Raw genomic sequence first — 16059 nt, forward strand, 5'->3', positions numbered from 1 at the left:
TAGCTCCTGGTCCGTTACCAGAAACGCTGCTGGGTCAAACGGCTCCACCAGCTCAGCAGCACGCGATCGACCGAGCCGCTGGCGGCCATGCCGATACGTTCCGGCAGGCTTTTGCGTTCGGCGTAATGCAAGTGATAGAGCTCGGACTTGCTGGCCCGCTCGGCGAGGTATTCATCGCTGGTCTTGAGTTCGTCGACCAGTTGTTTTTCCAGCGCCGCGACACCGAGCCAGATTTCACCGGTGGCCACTTCATCGATCGCCAGTTGCGGGCGATAGCGCGACACGAAGTTCTTGAACAGTTGATGGGTGATGTCCAGGTCTTGCTGGAACTTCTCCCGGCCCTTCTCGGTGTTTTCGCCAAACACGGTCAGGGTGCGTTTGTATTCACCGGCTGTCAGCACTTCGAAGTCGATGTCGTGCTTTTTCAGCAGGCGGTTGACGTTGGGCAACTGCGCCACCACGCCAATCGAGCCGAGAATCGCGAACGGTGCACTGATGATCTTCTGGCCGATGCACGCCATCATGTAGCCACCGCTGGCCGCGACCTTGTCGATGCACACGGTCAAGGGCACGCCGGCCTCACGGATACGCGCCAGTTGCGAGGAGGCCAGGCCGTAGCTGTGAACCATGCCACCGCCGCTTTCCAGGCGCAGCACCACTTCGTCCTTCGGTGTGGCCAGGGTCAGCAAGGCGGTGATTTCGTGGCGCAGGCTTTCGGTGGCCGAAGCCTTGATGTCCCCGTTGAAATCCAGCACGAACACCCGGGGCTTGGCCTCGGGTTTTTTCTTCTGTTTCTTGTCGGTTTTAGCCTGGGTCTTGCGCAGGGCCTTGAGCTGGTCCTTGTCGAGCAAGGTCTGCTCCAGGCGTTCGCGCAGCCCTTTGTAGAAATCATTGAGTTTGCTGACCTGCAACTGGCCCGACGACTTGCGCCGCCCCTTGCTGCGCAAAGCCGCAAAACTGGCCAGGACCACCAGAATGGCGATCACCAGGGTCACGGTCTTGGCCAGAAAAATGGCGTACTCGGAAAAAAACTCCACAGGGACTCCTCAAACGATGCGCGGCTTGAACGCGCGCGGGATACCTCCAGCATACCCATGCGCCGACCTTGCGACCAGCCGTGAAACCTCTGGCAACAGGCCTGTAACATGCATTTCAAACAAGCGTATGTTTTTTCATTGACAGCACACCGTCATCCTCATAACCTCGCCAAACCTTCAACGTACCGGGAAGACGCGGACGTGGGCAGCATCTATTTGATTCGACATGGCCAGGCCTCCTTTGGTGCGGACGACTACGACGTCCTGTCGCCGACCGGTATTCGTCAGGCTGAAATCCTTGGCCGTCACCTGGCCGAACTGGGGATCAGCTTCGACCGCTGCCTGGCCGGCGACCTGCGCCGCCAGCAGCACACGGCCAACAGCGCGCTGGAGCAATTCGCCGCGGCGGGCTTGCCGGTGCCGCTGCTGGAAACCGACTCAGCCTTCAACGAGTTCGACGCCGACGCGGTGATCCGCGCGCTGTTGCCGGCCATGTTGCCCGACGAACCCGAAGCCCTGGACATCCTGCGCAACGCCGCGCAAAACCGTGGTGAGTTCCAGCGTATCTTCGCCCTGATCATCGAGCGCTGGCTGGCCGGCACCTATGACACACCGGGTCTGGAAAGCTGGCTGGGGTTTGTCGAGCGGGTCCAGGCCGGCTTGCATCGCATCCTCGACCAGGCCGACAACACCCAGAAAATCGCCGTGTTCACCTCCGGCGGCACCATCACCGCCCTGCTCCACCTGATTACGCAAATACCTGCCCGGCAGGCCTTTGAATTGAACTGGCAAATCGTCAACACCTCGCTCAACCAGCTTAAGTTTCGTGGTCGCGAGGTGTCCCTGGCTTCCTTCAACAGTCATGCCCACCTGCAACTGTTGAAGGCCCCGGAACTCATCACGTTTCGCTGAGTCCGGACTATTGTGACCCTGGCTGTAATCACCCAGCTCTTATTACCCAAGAAAGGATCGAACCATGACCTCCGTAGCTGATGCCGTACAAGCAATGAAAGCCAAGTTCAACCCAGCCGCTGCTGCCGGTCTGGACCTGGTCTTCGGTTTCCGCATCGACGACACCAAGAACTTCTCGCTGATCGTCAAGAACAGCACCTGCGAACTGCAGGAAGGCGAGAACCCGGACGCCCAGGTGACCCTGGTGATGGACGGCGAAACCCTGGAAGGCATCGTCGACGGTTCGACTGACGGCATGCAAGCGTTCATGGGCGGCAAACTGCGCGCTGAAGGCGACATGATGCTGGCGATGAAACTGTCCGAACTGTTCCCGTCGTAAGCACCCGGCTCCCGATCTTCGGGAGCGTGCCTGCTGCAAACGAATCCCGCCCTTAGTGGCGGGATTCGTCGTTTTTGCCTGCCCGCCGCTGAACCTTGTGGCAAGGGGGCTTACAATGCCTGAACCTCCCACACCGGCCACCCCATGGACATCGACCTCGCCCGCACCTTCCTCGAAATCGTTCGCCATGGCAGCCTGGCTGCCGCCGCGGAAAAACTCCATGTCACCCAGACCGCGATCACCGCGCGGGTGCAAAAACTCGAGAGCCATCTGGGCAGCACCCTGTTCGTGCGCAATCGTGCCGGTGCCCGCCTGACGCCCAACGGCGAAGCGTTCGTGGTGTACGCCAATCAACTGGTGCAAACCTGGGAAGCCGCGCGGCGTGACTTGCCGTTGCCCGAGGGGTATCGCAATGTGCTGCACATCGGCGGTGAGGTGAGCCTGTGCAACCCGCTGATGCTCGGCTGGGCCGGTGAAATCCGCAAGAACATCCCCAGCCACGCCCTGCGCATGGAAATCCGCGACGGCGAAAACCTGCTGCGGCAACTGGAACTGGGTGTTCTGGACGCCGCGCTGGTGTATCAGCCCGAGTATTGGCCGCGTTTGCAAGTCGAGCAGATTCTCGAAGAAAAACTGATTCTCGTGCGCCAGGCCGACAAGCCCGATCCTTATGTGTACATCGATTGGGGCGCTGATTTCCGGCGCCAGCACGACGCCGCCCTGCCGGAAAAAGCCAAGGCTGCGCTGAGTTTCAATCTCGGCCCACTGGGCTTGCAGTACCTTCTTGAAAACGGCGGCAGTGGCTACTTCCGCACCCGCGTTGTACAGAGTTATCTGCAAAGCGGCGCTTTGGAACGGGTGCCCAAGGCGCCGGAATTCAACTACCCGACCTATCTGGTCTACTCGCGCGATCGTGACTCGCCGACGCTGCAAAACGCCTTCGACCTGCTGCGCAAGGTCATCGACTCCGACGAAGACTGGTCACAGCGCTGGGATCCGCTGACCTGAGACCGGTTTGCACCGGATCATGGCCGTTGTGTCCTCAAGGTTCGGTCCGTCAAATCACCGGGATCGGCTAATCTGAAAGGGATAACAAAAACGACAGGTGATTGCAGTGAGGCAGACCACCGAAGGATTCCGCAGCCGTTACCGCGCCGACATCCATCCGCTCTACAACCCCTGGCTGCACGGCGCGTTTGTCCTGGTGTTCGGGGTGGTAGCGATCAGCGCTTTCTGGAGCAACGTACATCAGGTGCGGCCAGCGCAATGGCTGGCGGTGCCCGTCACGCTGCTGTTGTTCAACCTCGGCGTGTACATGGTGCATCGCCACCTGGGACATCAAAAAAAGAGCTTCGCCCGGCTGTTCTATGCTCGTCACGCAGTCGACCACCACAGCTTTTTCACCCCCGGCCACATGACCTACGACAGCGCCCGCGACTGGCGGGTGATCCTGTTTCCGGCGTGGCTGATCGTGCTGCACACCCTCGTCGTCGCCCTGCCCCTCTGGTGGCTGCTCAAGCACATCAATACCAATGTCGCCGGATTGGTCGGCGGCCTTCTTGTCCTCGGTTACCTGACTTACGAAGTGTTTCATGCCTGCGAGCACCTGCCGCCGCGTAACCCGCTCACACGGCTGCCGTGGATCCGCCAGATGCGCCGGCTGCACGAACTGCATCACCGCCGCGAACTGATGCAGGAGCGTAATTTCAACATCGTTTTCCCGCTGATGGACTACCTGTTCGGCACCCTCTATTGGGAGCCGGAACCTGCGCCGCTCAACCCGACGAGAACGCCCATGACCCGCATGCAGCATCAGATTGTCATTGCCGGAAACCCGGTCCAGGTACTTGCCTACGCCAGCACCGTGAGCCTTTGGCCGCAATGGCATCCGTCGTCGCTGCGCATCGATGGGCCAAAAGGTCCGCTGCATGCCGGCGCACGTTTCGAGGAAGACATCCGTGCCGGCGGGCGCGACGGCCACTTGCGCTGGGAGGTGGCGGAGTATCTGCCCGGGCGGCGCTGGAGCGCCGAGGCCCGGGGTGATCACGGCCTGTCGCTGGTAGTGACCTATGAATGCGAAGCCACAGGCCAGGACACACGCTTCGTCCGCACCCTGGAGTATCAATTCAGCGGCCTGGCAATGCGGATTGCCAACCGGTTGATGCTCAAGCGGCGCATCGATCGGGAATCGGCGGCGTCTATGCTGGCGTTGCGCGACATGGCGCAGAAGTATCTGGCCGCGACGGGGGTCGGCGCGTGAGCAGAATATTCAAATGTCTGTTGCTGGTCATCGTCGTTATCGGCGCCTTCCTGTTGCTGATGCCGACCAAAGTGCGACCGGTGGCCTGGACGCCACAACCTGCGCCGTCCCTCACCAGCGGAATCTACGCCGACAATCAGCGGCTCAAGGAAGTGGAACGCGTGGGTGCCGCCAACATTGATGGACCGGAAGCCTTGTTACTGGAAAATGACACGCTCATCACCGGCCTGCACGACGGTCGCCTGATCCGCACAAGCCTGGACGGCAAGACCACCAAAATCCTGACCGATACCGGTGGCCGGCCACTGGGCCTGGCCCGGCATCCCAATGGCCTGCTGGTGATCGCCGATGCCGTCAAAGGCTTGTTGTCCCTCGACGCCCAAGGGCGTCTGGTGGCCTTGACCACGGAGGCCGACGGCGTTCCCTTCGGTTTTACCGACGACGTGGCCATCGATAAACCCGGTCACTACGCTTATTTCAGCGATGCTTCGAGCCGCTTCGGCTATGGCCACGACGGTGAGGCCGTGATCGAACACGGCGGCGACGGTCGACTGCTGCGCTACGACTTCCAGACCGGCAAAACCTCCGTTGTGCTGGACAAGCTGGAATTTGCCAACGGCGTGACCCTGGGACCGGACGATGCCTATGTCCTGGTCAATGAAACCGGGGCCTACCGCATCAGCCGGTATTGGCTCAGCGGTCCGAAGGCCGGCACCCACGACCTGTTCATCGACAACCTGCCGGGGCTGCCGGACAACCTGTCGTTCAATGGTCACGACCGGTTCTGGGTGGCCCTGTATGCCCCCCGAAACGCCTTGCTCGATGGCACGGCCGCACATCCGTTCGTGCGCAAGATGATCGTGCGGGCCATGACCGTCTTGCCCAAGCCCGTGGCAAAACGCGGATTTGCCCTGGGCCTGGACCTTGATGGCAAAGTGATTTCCAACCTGCAGGACGGCAGCAGCGACAACTACTCACCGATCACCACCGTGCGCGAGTATGGGGACTGGTTGTATTTCGGTTCGCTGAAAGCGCAGAACATGGTGCGATTGCCGTTAAGCAAGGCGTTGCAATGAGCAGTACACCTGTCTGAACTCAACGCTCCCACAGGGACAGCGTTCAGTTCACCGGGATATTCGGGCTGGGTCATGAGGCACCTCGTTGAGAGCCGTAACAGCGGTCCCTGAACATTCGAGGTGCCGGTTCTGGTTGCCGTTCCAACTTTCCCGCCACCGATCGTCGGTGGCAGCACGCTGGGTCAGGACGACGCGCCAAGTTGCTTGACGATCTTGTCCTTGACCAGCAGGCGAGCCTCCTTGAGTTTCCTTACGGTGTCATCGTTGGACTTGGCCTCCTCTGCTTTCACCACTTCGGCATCCGCCTGGGAATACTTGTTAAGCAGTGAATCCAGTAACGGATCCTTGGTGCGTTTCTGCTGGACTTCTTCCTTTGAGCGTTTCAGATCCTGATAAAGGTCATGGGGCACCGGCATGGAACACCTCCGTTTGTTGATCGGCAGCGAAACGCGATCAATTGCGTTCACCAACTATCAGAATGGCCTCGGTTCGCCCGTTCTGTCGACCACCTGTCAGACCAGCGGTGCCCGTTCGTCGTCCGGTCCCACAGGCGCTAAAACCTTTGCCTGCACCAGCGGATTCAGCCGTTGAGCACCATGCGCACCATCTGCCTGAGCGCTTCGGGATTGTAGGGTTTGCTCAGCAGGTGGGTGTCGGAGCTGAGCTGGTGATTGCGCGAGATGATGTCGCGGGTATGCCCCGAAGTGAACAGCACGGCCACCGGTGGCTCCTGCACTTTCGCCCAGGCCGCGAGGTCCGAACTCTTGATCAGGCCGGGCATGACCACGTCAGTGAATATCAGGTCCACCGGCAGCCCTTCCAGCAACATTTGCATGGCGACGTCACCGTTGGTGGCCGTGAGGACCTGATAGCCCTCTTCGCGCAACAACTCCACCGCCGCCACCCGCACGGCCTCATTGTCCTCGACCACCAGGATCCGTTCGTGCCCGCCCCGTTGTGGCACATCAGGGCCCGGCGTTTCGCTGGGTGCCGCGCGCAAGGTGCGCGGGAAGTACAACTGCACCCGGGTCCCTCGCCCTACCTCGCTGGCGATTTCGATATGACCGCCACTCTGCTTGACGAAGCCAAACACCATGCTCAGGCCCAAGCCGGTGCCCTGCCCGTCGGCCTTGGTGGTGAAGAACGGCTCGAACGCCTGGGCCAGCACCTGCGGCGGCATGCCGACGCCGGTATCCGTCACGGACACCCGCACATAGTCCCCGGGGGCAATGCCCTTTGCAGCGCAAAATCTGCTGTCGAGGACGATGTTTTCCGCGCAAAGGTCAATCCTGCCCTCGCCTTGAAGGGCGTCACGGGCATTGATCGCCAGATTGAGAATGGCGTTTTCCAGTTGATTGCGATCGACAAACACATTCCAGGAGTCTTCGGGGGCCGTCATGCGAACCTGAAGGGTTTCACCCAGGGCACGCAACAACAGCTCCGCCAGGCCATCGAAAATCTGCCGCAACGTGAAGACCGCGGGCGACAACGGTTGGCGACGGGCGAATGCAAGCAATTGCGAGGACAGCTTGGCACCGCGCTCGACGGCGGCGATCGACGCCGAGACCCGGCGCTGCACATTGGCGTTGCCCGGCTCATGGCGCGCCAGCAGGTGCAGGTTGCCGGCGATCACTTGCAGCAGGTTGTTGAAGTCATGGGCCACACCGCCGGTGAGGCCGCCGATGGCTTCGAGTTTCTGTGACTGGCGCAGTTGTTCTTCCGCCGCCAGCCGCGCCTCGACCTCATCGGCCACCCGCTGTTCCAGGTTACGGGTGAACTTGAGCAGGGACTCTTCGGCGTTCTTGCGTTCGTGAATATCGATCAACACGCCGGGGAAACGAAACGCCTCGCCCTGCTCATTGAACTCGCAACAACCACTGGCGAGTACCCAGAGGTAGCTGCCGTCAGGCCGCTGGATCCGGTATTCGACGTTGTAGGGCTCGCCCGTCTCTACCGACAGTCTGACCCGCTCCTGAACCCAACTGCGGTCATCCGGATGGATCCGGCTTTCAGCAATTTCCTGAGACAGGTTTTGCAGGTCTTGCCCGGGTGGATAAGAGAACGTGCGGGCGTAGCGCTCGTCACCCGACAGCACGTTGGCCTTGATATCCCAGACAAAGGAACCGAGCAAGGCGCCGGCGTTCAGCGCCAGGCGTACCCGTTCGTTGTCGGCGCGGTAGGCGTCTTCAGCCACTTGTCGCCGTTGCTCGGAGATCACCCGCTCCGTGGTTTCCACCACCATGGACATGACCCCGGCCGGGCGCCCGTCATCATCAGCCACCGGGCTGTAATAGAGGTCCATCCAGACATCTTCCGGAACCCCGTCACGCAGCAGCACCAGCTCTTTGTTGCGATAGGACAAGGTGCCGCCCGCCAGGCAGGTGTCGACCACATGGCGATTGAATTCGGCGACTTCCGGCCAACCCAGTTCTACAGAGGAGCCGAGCAGATATGGATGACGCCCACCGGCAAACTTGGAGTAAGCGTCGTTATAGATCATGTACCCGGACTGGCCCCAGAGCATCACCATCGGCAGCGGGGACGCGAGCATCAACTGCACCGCGCTGCTCAGGCTCCTGGACCAGGAATCGAGCGGACCAAGTTCGGTCAGGCTCCAGTCGAACGCGCGAATGCGCCCGGCCATTTCGCCGTTCCACCCGGAGCACCCGTGGCTATCCTCTAGAAACTGCATCGGCTGGCTCTATTCCGGTAAGTTGCACCCGTTTGTTTCGAGCATCCTGCACGCTATTCGTTTCATAGAGGTATAGCTGATTCTGGCGGGCCACTGTAATGAGAAGGCCTCAGAGGTACGGGGTTAAAAATGTGGCGAGGGAGCAAGCTCCCTCGCCACAAAGTTTACCCGGGGAAACTACACCTCGATCAAGTGCTTTAGCGGGTTGTAACTGCTTTTCAGCGTGGCCGCGACGTCGAGAATGGCCTTCTCGATGCCATTCAAATGCATGCACGTCAGCTCGATGGCCGCGCTCTGGTTGCCCGCTTCGATGTATTCGATCAGCCGCAGGTGTTCGTCGTCGCGGCAGGCCTCGTGGCTGTCGTCATCCAGTGCGGCGGCATACAGCGACGCCCGGGAAATCAGCTTCTGGAACCAGTCCAGCAGCACCGGGTTGTTGAGGCTGCGGGCCAGTTTGATGTGGAACTCACCGAGCAGGTGAATCAGTCGTTCGTGATCACCGCTCTGATGCGCTTCATCTTCCAGCAGCAAATGATCGCGCAGGTCCTGGGTCACCGCCGTATCACGCCGACGGCACAGTTCGCTGACGATACCGATCTCGACCAGACGCCGGGTTTCGAACAGCGAACGGATCTCTTCGTCACTCGGCAACGACACCGACGCACCTTTATTGGGCTCGGTGGTGACCAGTCCGTCGGCCTCCAATTGCTTGAGCGCGGCCCGGACAGACGTGCGGCTGACATTGAACAGCTCGGCCAAAGAGGCTTCGCCGAGTTTCATGCCCGGACGCAACGAGCGTTTGCTGATCGCCTCGTAAACCCCTTGGTAGACGCGGTCGACCGTGGTTTCCAGTTTCTTTTCCGTCATTCATCAACTCCTTGCGCCCTGTGCAACCAACCCTGGCGAATGAACAGCCATTGAAAAAGGGGCTTGCACGGGCAGATTAATCCAGGTATTTCTAAATTGCATCCAGAATTTGCATACAATAATTAGAGGAATGCACCATAATGGGTCATCCAACAGCAATCGAAGTGCGAAACGTCTCAAAGCGCTATTCCGACGATCCGGGACTGGCGCCAGCCCTGGACAACGTCTCGGTCGACATTGCCGACAACGAATTCTTTACCCTGCTCGGCCCCTCCGGCTGCGGCAAAACAACCTTGCTGCGCACCATCGCCGGCTTCGAGCACGTCAGCGAAGGTGAGATCCGCCTTGCGGGCGAGCCGGTCAACGATTTGCCGCCGTTCAAGCGTCGGGTCAACACGGTGTTCCAGAGTTACGCGCTGTTTCCGCACATGAGTGTTGCGCAGAATATCGCCTTCGGCCTCGAGATGCAGGGTCTTGATCGCAAACTGATTCCGCAGCGTGTCGACGAGATGCTGGCGCTGGTGCAAATGCAGCACCTGGCCAGGCGCAAACCGGCCGAACTGTCCGGCGGCCAACAGCAACGGGTGGCTCTGGCCCGGGCCTTGGCGCCAAAACCCAAAGTGCTGTTGCTGGACGAACCGCTGTCGGCCCTGGACCTCAAGCTGCGCAAGGAAATGCAGGTCGAACTCAAGCGCGTGCAGAAAGAAGCCGGGATCACCTTCATTTTTGTCACCCACGATCAGGAAGAAGCCCTGACCCTGTCCGACCGCATCGCCGTGATGTCCGCCGGCAAGATCCTGCAAATCGGCTCGCCCAACGAAATCTACGAGCGTCCGCAACACCAGTTCGTCGCGCAGTTCATCGGCGACATCAACTTCCTTCCCGGCCACCTCAAGCGCGGCCAGCAGAACGAAAAGCTCTTCGTGCCCAACGGCATGCCCGTGGAAATCCCCTGCCCGGCCCAGGGCTTTGACGGCAGCAAGGTGCAACTGGCGTTCCGTCCCGAGCGCTCGCAACTGGTGGAGCCGACGCAGCCGCATCACCTGCGCGGTGTGATCGAGGCTGTGCTGTATGTCGGCACGGCCACGCTCTATCAATGCCGCCTGAACAACGACATCAAGGTCATGCTGCGCGAGAACAACGAAGGCCTGAACCACGGGCGGGTGGTGGGCGATCGCGTCGCGGTCAACCTGCCGCCCCACGCCTGCCTGTTGATGGAGGCCTGAGATGAGCGTCAGCAGCACTTCCCCGGCCCTCAACCGCGCGCTGTTGCTCAGCCCAGTGGTTCTGACCCTGCTGGCCCTGATCGCCATTCCGCTGGGCATCATGGGCTACATCAGCCTGTTGCCGCGCAACGTCTACGGTGGCGTCGACTGGCAGGCAAACTGGCAATTGCAAAGTTACGTGCAGCTGTTTTTCCAGGAAGGTTTCGACGGCGAACTGGAACTGAACTGGGTCTACGCCCAGGCGTTGCTGCGTTCGGTGTTCCAGGCCGGTGGCACCACGGTCCTGTGCTTCCTGTTCGGCTTCCCGGTGGCGCTGTGGATGTCGAGTCTGACACCGCGCCGGCGCAACCTGATGGTATTGCTGATCACCATCCCGTTCTGGACCAACCTGCTGATCCGCAACTACGCGTGGCTGATCATCCTGCGTGAACACGGCTGGGTCGCCCAAAGCCTCAATGCGCTGTTTCCCCAGGCCGGTGGCATCACCCTGCTCTACAACGACTTCGCGGTCAGCGTCGGCCTGGTCTACAGCTTCCTGCCGTTCATGATCCTGCCGATCTATTCGACCCTGGAAAAACTCGACTGGCGCCTGGTGGAAGCCGCTTACGACCTGGGCGCCAACCGCTGGCACGCATTGCGCCGGATCATCCTGCCACTCTCGATGCCGGGTGTGATCGCCGGTGCCTTGCTGGTGTTCGTGCCGAGCCTGGGCGCCTTCATTACCCCGGCAATCCTCGGCGGCGGCAAGACGCTGATGATCGGCAACCTGATCCAGCAGCAGTTCGGCACCGCGCGCAACTGGCCGTTGGGCAGTTCGCTGTCGTTCCTGTTGCTGGGGATCATGTTGCTGTCCCTGGTGCTCTACGCCCTCTATAGCCGCAATGCCGCCAAGACCCTACGTCGGGGAGCCCAAGCATGATCGCCCTGCACCTGAAAAAACTGCCCCTGACCCGTGAAGTCAGCCTGTTGATGCTGGCCTATCTGTACCTGCCGATATTCGTGCTGATCGCCTACAGCTTCAACGCCAACCGCTCGGCGACGGTGTGGACCGAGTTCTCGTTCGACTGGTATGGACGAATCCTGGCCAACCCGTCGATCCAGACTGCTGCGCTGAACTCGATCATCGTCGCCAGCATCGCCACGGTCTGCGCCACGGCGATTGCCCTGCTCGCGGCGCTGGCGACGTACCGTCCGTTCTACGGGCAGAAGATGGTCGAGGGCGGAATCAACCTGCCGCTGATCCTGCCGGAGATCGTCACCGCCGTGGCCACCCTGCTGCTGTTCATGGCACTGGGGATCAAGCTCGGTCTGCTGACAGTGATCGTCGCCCACATCGGCTTCTGCATCCCCTTCGCCTACCTGCCGATCCGCGCGCGGCTCAACGACCTGGACAAGAGCCTGCTGGAAGCGGCGAACGACCTGTACGCCAACCCCTGGCAGGTGTTTCGCCGGGTGACCTTGCCGCTGCTGTGGCCGGCGGTGCTGTCCGGCTCGGTGCTGGCGTTCGTGGTCAGCCTCGACGATTTCATCATGACCTTCTTTGTCGCCGGGCCCGGCTCGACGACCCTGCCGGTGTACATCTTCTCGGCGATCAAGGCCGGGGTGACGCCGGAAATCAACGCGATTTCGACCCTGATGCTGGTGATTTCCATCGTGCTGGTGGTGCTGGCCTTCTGGCTGGGACAGCGCGGCAAACAACAATAAGCCTGGAGACTTCCATATGAGCAAGAAAGTGAAAAGCACCCGTTTCGCTGCTGCCAGTTTCGCCGTTGCCGGTCTGGCCTTGAGTTGCTTCACCGCGTTCGCCCAAGCTGCCGAGCCCAAGGAGCTGTTCTTCTACAACTGGACCGACTACTACCCGGTCGAGCTTTTGGCCAAGTTCGAAAAGGAGACCGGGATCAAGGTCACCATGGATGGCTACGACAGCAACGAAACCCTGCTGGCCAAGCTGCAGGCCGGCGGTGCCGCGTATGACGTGATCGTGCCGTCGCAATCGATCATGCGCACCCTGATCAACCAGGACCTGCTGCTGGAAATCGACGCCTCGGCCCTGCCCAACTTCCAGTACGTCAAACCGGCGTTCCGCGACCCGAGCTTCGACCCGGGGCGCAAGTTCTCGGCACCGTACCTGTGGGGCACCACCGGGTTCTCCTATGACAGCGCCCGAGTGCCCGGCGGCAAGCTCGACGACTCGTGGAAAGAGTTCTTCGAGCCGCGCAAGGAACTGCAAGGCCAACTCGCCGCCCTCGACACCTCCAGCAGCGTGATCAACGCCGCCAGCCATTACCTGAATGTCGACGAATGCAGCGAAAACCCCCAGGACGCCAAGCGCATCCTCGAACTGCTGCAAAAACAGAAGCCCTTCCTGAAGATGTACAGCTCGGACAACACCGTCGACCGCATGGCCTCCGGTGAAGTGATCATGATGCAGAACTGGAACGGTTCTACAGCGCGGGCCACCTTGCAGAAGAGCACCATCAAATACGTGTATCCGAAGGAAGGCCTGGCGATGTTCCAGGACAACTTCGCCGTGCCGAAAAGCGCGCCGCACCCTGGCAACGCGAAGATTTTCATCGACTGGATGATGAAACCGGAAAACGCCGCCGCCGTGTCCAACGCCATCGCCTACGACAACGGCATCCAGAGCGACAAGCTGATCGACGCCAAGTGGCGGGTGATGGACGCCATCAACATGCCCGACGAATTCGCCTCACGCCTGCGCCCGGAAAAGGAATGCAGCAACAAGGCGCGGGAGCTGCAGGACCGCATTTGGGCCAAGCTCAAGGGCTGATCCGAGACCGAGTCGCGGCCTTCGCGAGCAGGCTCGCTCCCACAGGGATTTTGTGAACGCCGAAGATCCACTGTAGGAGCGAGCCTGCTCGCGATGAGGCCCTCTCACACAACACTGAATTTGAGGTTTGTATGACCCAACCCCGCTGGCTACGCAACGTGCGCCCCTACGGCTCAACCGCCGAAGACCTGCTGATCGAAAACGGTCGCTTCAGCCAACGCCGCCCGGCCTCGACCACCGAGCTGCTCGCCACCGACATCGACGGCCAGAACCAGTTGCTTACCCCCGCCCTGGTGGAAAGCCACGTGCATCTGGACAAAACCCTCTGGGGCCAACCCTGGCGCCCCAATAGCGCCGGCCCGACCCTCAAGGACTACATCGCCAACGAACGGCGCATCCTGCGCGAAGTCACCACCCCCATTGCGCAACGGGCTGGCGCCCTGCTGGAAAACTGCATCGCCCGCGGCTCGCTGACCATGCGCTGCCACGTCGACATCGATCCTGAATTCGGCCTGCGGCATGTCGAGGTCATGCAGCAACTGCGTGAAAACTACCGTGACCTGATCGACCTGCAACTGGTGGTGTTCCCGCAAACTGGCTTGATCAGCCGCCCCGGTACCGCCGAACTGATGCGCGAAGCCATGGCCCTCGGCGTGGAGAACGTCGGTGGTCTGGACCCGTGCGGTATCGACAACGACCCCATCGCACAACTGGATTTCGTGTTCAAACTGGCCAGCGAGTTCGACCGGGGCGTCGACATTCACCTGCACGACAAGGGTGAGCTGGGCCTGTGGCAGATCGCCCTGATCGCCGACTACACCGAGCGTTTCAACCGCCAGGGCCAGGTGATGATCAGCCACGCGTATTGCCTGGGGATGTTGCCGTGGAGCCAGGTCAAACCGGTGGCCGAGCGCTTGGCGGCACTGGGTATTTCGCTGATGAGCTCGGCCCCGGCCGATTGTGCGGTGCCGCCGTTCCTGGCCTTGCGCGAAACCGGTGTGAATGTGTGCCTGGGCTCCGACGGCATTCGTGATGCCTGGTCGCCCATGGGCAACGGCGACATGCTCGAACGGGCGATGCTGCTGGCGTTCCGTTTCGATTTGAACAAGGACGAAGAACTGGCGGCGGCGTTCGAGGCGGCAACCGTCAACGGCGCCCAGGCGCTGGGTTGCCAAGCCACCCGCCTGGAAATCGGCCAGCCGGCGGATTTTCTGCTGATGCCAGTACAAACACTGGGTGAAGCGGTGGTTTCGCGGCCGTTGCGTCAGGTCTATCGCGCGGGTCAATTGATTGCTGCGGGTGGCCACTTGCTGGAAAGCCGTCTGTGAAGCGCATCGGCTTGCGGGCCAGCTGCGTGGTCGGCTTCGACGGCACCCGGCATGTGCTGTGGCGCGACGGCGAAGTGGTGTTCGAAAGCTCGCGCATCGAGTTTGTCGGGCGCGGTTATCCGGGGCCGGTGGATCAATGGATCGATTACGGCAACGCGCTGATCGGCCCCGGTTTTATCGATCTGGATGCCCTCGGCGATCTCGACTCCACGGTGCTGACCCTCGACAACGGCGACGAGCGCGACATGGGCCGGATGTGGTCGGCAGAGTATCTGGCGCGTGGATCGCGGGAAAGCTACAACCCCGAAGAAGAAGTCTTCAAATACCGCTACGCCTTCACCCAACTGATCCGCAACGGCATCACCACGGCCATGCCGATCACCTCGATGTACTACCGCGAGTGGGCCGAGACCTACAACGAATTTGCGGCGGTGGCAGGTGTGGCGGCCGAGCTGGGGCTGCGCACCTACCTCGGCCCCTGCTACATGAGCGGCATGAGTTACTGGCAGGCCGATGGAACCCTGGCGCACCACTGGGACGAAGCCCGGGGTATGGCCGGCCTCGATGCTGCCGAATGGTTTTTCCGGGATTTCGATGGCGTGAACAACGGCCTGATTCGCGGCGCGCTGCTGCCCGATCGCATCCAGACCTGCACCCCGGCGCTGCTGCAACGCACCGCCACACTGAGCCGGGAACTGAACGCACCGATGCGCCTGCACTGCTGCCAGGGCCTCGGCGAAGTGGCGATGGTCGAACAACTGCGCGGCACCTCGCCACTGGGCTGGCTGCAGCAGCTTGGGCTTTTGACACCGCGCAGCCTGCTGCCCCACGGTATCTACACCCGAGGCGATGACGACCTGCAACGGCTGGTGGATGGCGGCGCCAGCCTGGTGCATTGCCCGGTGGTGTTTGCCCGGGACGGCGAGGCGCTGAATTCGTTTGGCCGCTATCGGGCCAAGGGCATCAACTTCGCCCTGGGCACCGACACCTGGCCGGCGGACTTGCTGGACAACATGCGCCAGGGCTTGAACATCGCTCGCCTTATGGAGGGCGGTAACGAGCTGACCAGCACGCTGGATATGTACAACGCCGCGACCCTTGGCGGCGCCAAGGCACTGGGGCGCGACGATATCGGTCGCCTCGCGCCGGGCTGCAAGGCCGACATCACGGTGTTCAACCTGCGCGGAATGCACCTGGGACCACTGTTCGATCCGCTGAAAAATCTCGTCCTGGCCGGGCGTGGCGACGACTGCATCGCCAGCTATATCGACGGCCGCTGCGTAATGCAGGACGGCCAGGTCGAGGGCGTCGACTACCCCGCCCTGCAACGCCAGGCCCAACGCCAATTCGAAAAACTGATGCGCAGCCACAGCGACCGGGCCTTCGGCCAACCGGACTGGAAAAGCCTGTTCCAGCCAGCCATCCCGTTCGCCGACGACTACAGCGCCCACGCGCCACTGAGCGCGATTGATCCACTTCTCTAGAGATTCC

The 16059-nt window shown here is 61.3% G+C and carries 16 protein-coding genes; 12 read left to right on the plus strand and 4 right to left on the minus strand.

Translation table 11 applies throughout. From position 1 onward, the window contains the following. Positions 1 to 14 precede the first annotated feature (14 nt). Entirely contained in the window at positions 15 to 1037 is a 1023-nt protein-coding gene (gene sohB, locus AABM52_RS16785) for a protease SohB (RefSeq protein WP_347906970.1), read from the minus strand. Between the two features lie 201 nt (positions 1038 to 1238). Here sohB and AABM52_RS16790 point away from each other — a divergent pair, with 201 nt between their 5' ends. From AABM52_RS16790 to AABM52_RS16810, 5 genes are all read left to right on the plus strand, one after another. Further along, entirely contained in the window at positions 1239 to 1949 is a 711-nt protein-coding gene (locus AABM52_RS16790; RefSeq protein ID WP_347906972.1) for a histidine phosphatase family protein, read from the plus strand. 64 nt (positions 1950 to 2013) lie between these two features. Then, positions 2014 to 2328, plus strand: coding sequence for an SCP2 sterol-binding domain-containing protein (locus tag AABM52_RS16795; protein WP_007976511.1), 315 nt, complete (start codon positions 2014 to 2016; stop codon positions 2326 to 2328). A gap of 144 nt (positions 2329 to 2472) precedes the next feature. After that, positions 2473 to 3336 (plus strand): LysR family transcriptional regulator, encoded by an 864-nt coding sequence (locus AABM52_RS16800; protein WP_347906974.1) that lies wholly within the window; start codon positions 2473 to 2475, stop codon positions 3334 to 3336. A gap of 106 nt (positions 3337 to 3442) precedes the next feature. Then, entirely contained in the window at positions 3443 to 4588 is a 1146-nt protein-coding gene (locus AABM52_RS16805) for an SRPBCC family protein (RefSeq protein WP_347906976.1), read from the plus strand. After that, the gene (locus AABM52_RS16810) at positions 4585 to 5664 is read left to right on the plus strand and encodes an SMP-30/gluconolactonase/LRE family protein (protein ID WP_347906978.1); all 1080 of its coding nucleotides are present in this window, start codon (positions 4585 to 4587) and stop codon (positions 5662 to 5664) included. The genes AABM52_RS16805 and AABM52_RS16810 overlap by 4 nt, the downstream gene beginning before the upstream one ends. 182 nt (positions 5665 to 5846) lie before the next feature. Here the strand turns inward: AABM52_RS16810 and AABM52_RS16815 are convergent, their stop codons facing one another. Beyond that, positions 5847 to 6080 carry a hypothetical protein gene (locus AABM52_RS16815; RefSeq protein ID WP_223514375.1) on the minus strand — a complete coding sequence of 78 codons (234 nt, stop codon included), beginning with the start codon at positions 6078 to 6080 and terminating at the stop codon, positions 5847 to 5849. Here AABM52_RS16815 and AABM52_RS16820 point away from each other — a divergent pair. Next, positions 6079 to 6255 carry a hypothetical protein gene (locus AABM52_RS16820; RefSeq protein WP_347906980.1) on the plus strand — a complete coding sequence of 59 codons (177 nt, stop codon included), beginning with the start codon at positions 6079 to 6081 and terminating at the stop codon, positions 6253 to 6255. The two genes, AABM52_RS16815 and AABM52_RS16820, sit on opposite strands and share 2 nt — an antisense overlap. On the opposite strand, the gene AABM52_RS16825 is transcribed toward AABM52_RS16820, so the two are convergent. Together AABM52_RS16825 and AABM52_RS16830 are read right to left on the minus strand one after the other, a co-directional pair. Beyond that, positions 6245 to 8356, minus strand: a complete 2112-nt coding sequence (locus AABM52_RS16825) for an ATP-binding protein (protein WP_347906981.1) — start codon at positions 8354 to 8356, stop codon at positions 6245 to 6247. The two genes, AABM52_RS16820 and AABM52_RS16825, sit on opposite strands and share 11 nt — an antisense overlap. A gap of 177 nt (positions 8357 to 8533) precedes the next feature. After that, positions 8534 to 9223, minus strand: a complete 690-nt coding sequence (locus tag AABM52_RS16830) for a GntR family transcriptional regulator (RefSeq protein ID WP_007973313.1) — start codon at positions 9221 to 9223, stop codon at positions 8534 to 8536. Between the two features lie 140 nt (positions 9224 to 9363). Between AABM52_RS16830 and AABM52_RS16835 the strand changes: the two genes are divergently transcribed. The 6 genes from AABM52_RS16835 to AABM52_RS16860 all read left to right on the plus strand — a co-directional run bounded on the left by AABM52_RS16835 (position 9364) and on the right by AABM52_RS16860 (position 16052). Continuing rightward, complete coding sequence (locus AABM52_RS16835) at positions 9364 to 10449, plus strand: ABC transporter ATP-binding protein (protein ID WP_347906984.1); 1086 nt, start codon at positions 9364 to 9366, stop codon at positions 10447 to 10449. Between the two features lies 1 nt (position 10450). Continuing rightward, positions 10451 to 11368, plus strand: coding sequence for an ABC transporter permease (locus AABM52_RS16840; protein ID WP_007995937.1), 918 nt, complete (start codon positions 10451 to 10453; stop codon positions 11366 to 11368). Next, complete coding sequence (locus AABM52_RS16845) at positions 11365 to 12153, plus strand: ABC transporter permease (protein ID WP_057714357.1); 789 nt, start codon at positions 11365 to 11367, stop codon at positions 12151 to 12153. Before AABM52_RS16840 ends, AABM52_RS16845 begins: the two co-directional genes overlap by 4 nt. A gap of 16 nt (positions 12154 to 12169) precedes the next feature. Then, complete coding sequence (locus AABM52_RS16850; protein ID WP_347906986.1) at positions 12170 to 13240, plus strand: extracellular solute-binding protein; 1071 nt, start codon at positions 12170 to 12172, stop codon at positions 13238 to 13240. Between the two features lie 131 nt (positions 13241 to 13371). After that, positions 13372 to 14568 carry an amidohydrolase family protein gene (locus tag AABM52_RS16855; protein WP_347906987.1) on the plus strand — a complete coding sequence of 399 codons (1197 nt, stop codon included), beginning with the start codon at positions 13372 to 13374 and terminating at the stop codon, positions 14566 to 14568. Further along, positions 14565 to 16052: an amidohydrolase family protein gene (locus AABM52_RS16860; RefSeq protein ID WP_347906989.1), complete on the plus strand. Its 1488-nt coding sequence runs from the start codon at positions 14565 to 14567 to the stop codon at positions 16050 to 16052. The genes AABM52_RS16855 and AABM52_RS16860 overlap by 4 nt, the downstream gene beginning before the upstream one ends. The last annotated feature ends 7 nt before the right edge of the window (positions 16053 to 16059 follow it).

Origin of the sequence: Pseudomonas grandcourensis (assembly GCF_039909015.1) — a bacterium.
GTDB classification, from domain to species: Bacteria; Pseudomonadota; Gammaproteobacteria; order Pseudomonadales; family Pseudomonadaceae; genus Aquipseudomonas; species Aquipseudomonas grandcourensis.

Bases quoted from the DNA above. Each gene is read 5' to 3' on its own strand.
- AABM52_RS16795 (WP_007976511.1), top strand. From the start codon at position 2,014: ATGACCTCCGTAGCTGATGCCGTACAAGCAATGAAAGCCAAGTTCAAC.
- AABM52_RS16800 (WP_347906974.1), top strand. From the start codon at position 2,473: ATGGACATCGACCTCGCCCGCACCTTCCTCGAAATCGTTCGCCATGGC.
- AABM52_RS16820 (WP_347906980.1), top strand. From the start codon at position 6,079: ATGGAACACCTCCGTTTGTTGATCGGCAGCGAAACGCGATCAATTGCG.
- AABM52_RS16815 (WP_223514375.1), bottom strand. From the start codon at position 6,080: ATGCCGGTGCCCCATGACCTTTATCAGGATCTGAAACGCTCAAAGGAA.
- AABM52_RS16825 (WP_347906981.1), bottom strand. From the start codon at position 8,356: ATGCAGTTTCTAGAGGATAGCCACGGGTGCTCCGGGTGGAACGGCGAA.
- AABM52_RS16830 (WP_007973313.1), bottom strand. From the start codon at position 9,223: ATGACGGAAAAGAAACTGGAAACCACGGTCGACCGCGTCTACCAAGGG.
- AABM52_RS16835 (WP_347906984.1), top strand. From the start codon at position 9,364: ATGGGTCATCCAACAGCAATCGAAGTGCGAAACGTCTCAAAGCGCTAT.
- AABM52_RS16840 (WP_007995937.1), top strand. From the start codon at position 10,451: ATGAGCGTCAGCAGCACTTCCCCGGCCCTCAACCGCGCGCTGTTGCTC.
- AABM52_RS16845 (WP_057714357.1), top strand. From the start codon at position 11,365: ATGATCGCCCTGCACCTGAAAAAACTGCCCCTGACCCGTGAAGTCAGC.
- AABM52_RS16850 (WP_347906986.1), top strand. From the start codon at position 12,170: ATGAGCAAGAAAGTGAAAAGCACCCGTTTCGCTGCTGCCAGTTTCGCC.
- AABM52_RS16855 (WP_347906987.1), top strand. From the start codon at position 13,372: ATGACCCAACCCCGCTGGCTACGCAACGTGCGCCCCTACGGCTCAACC.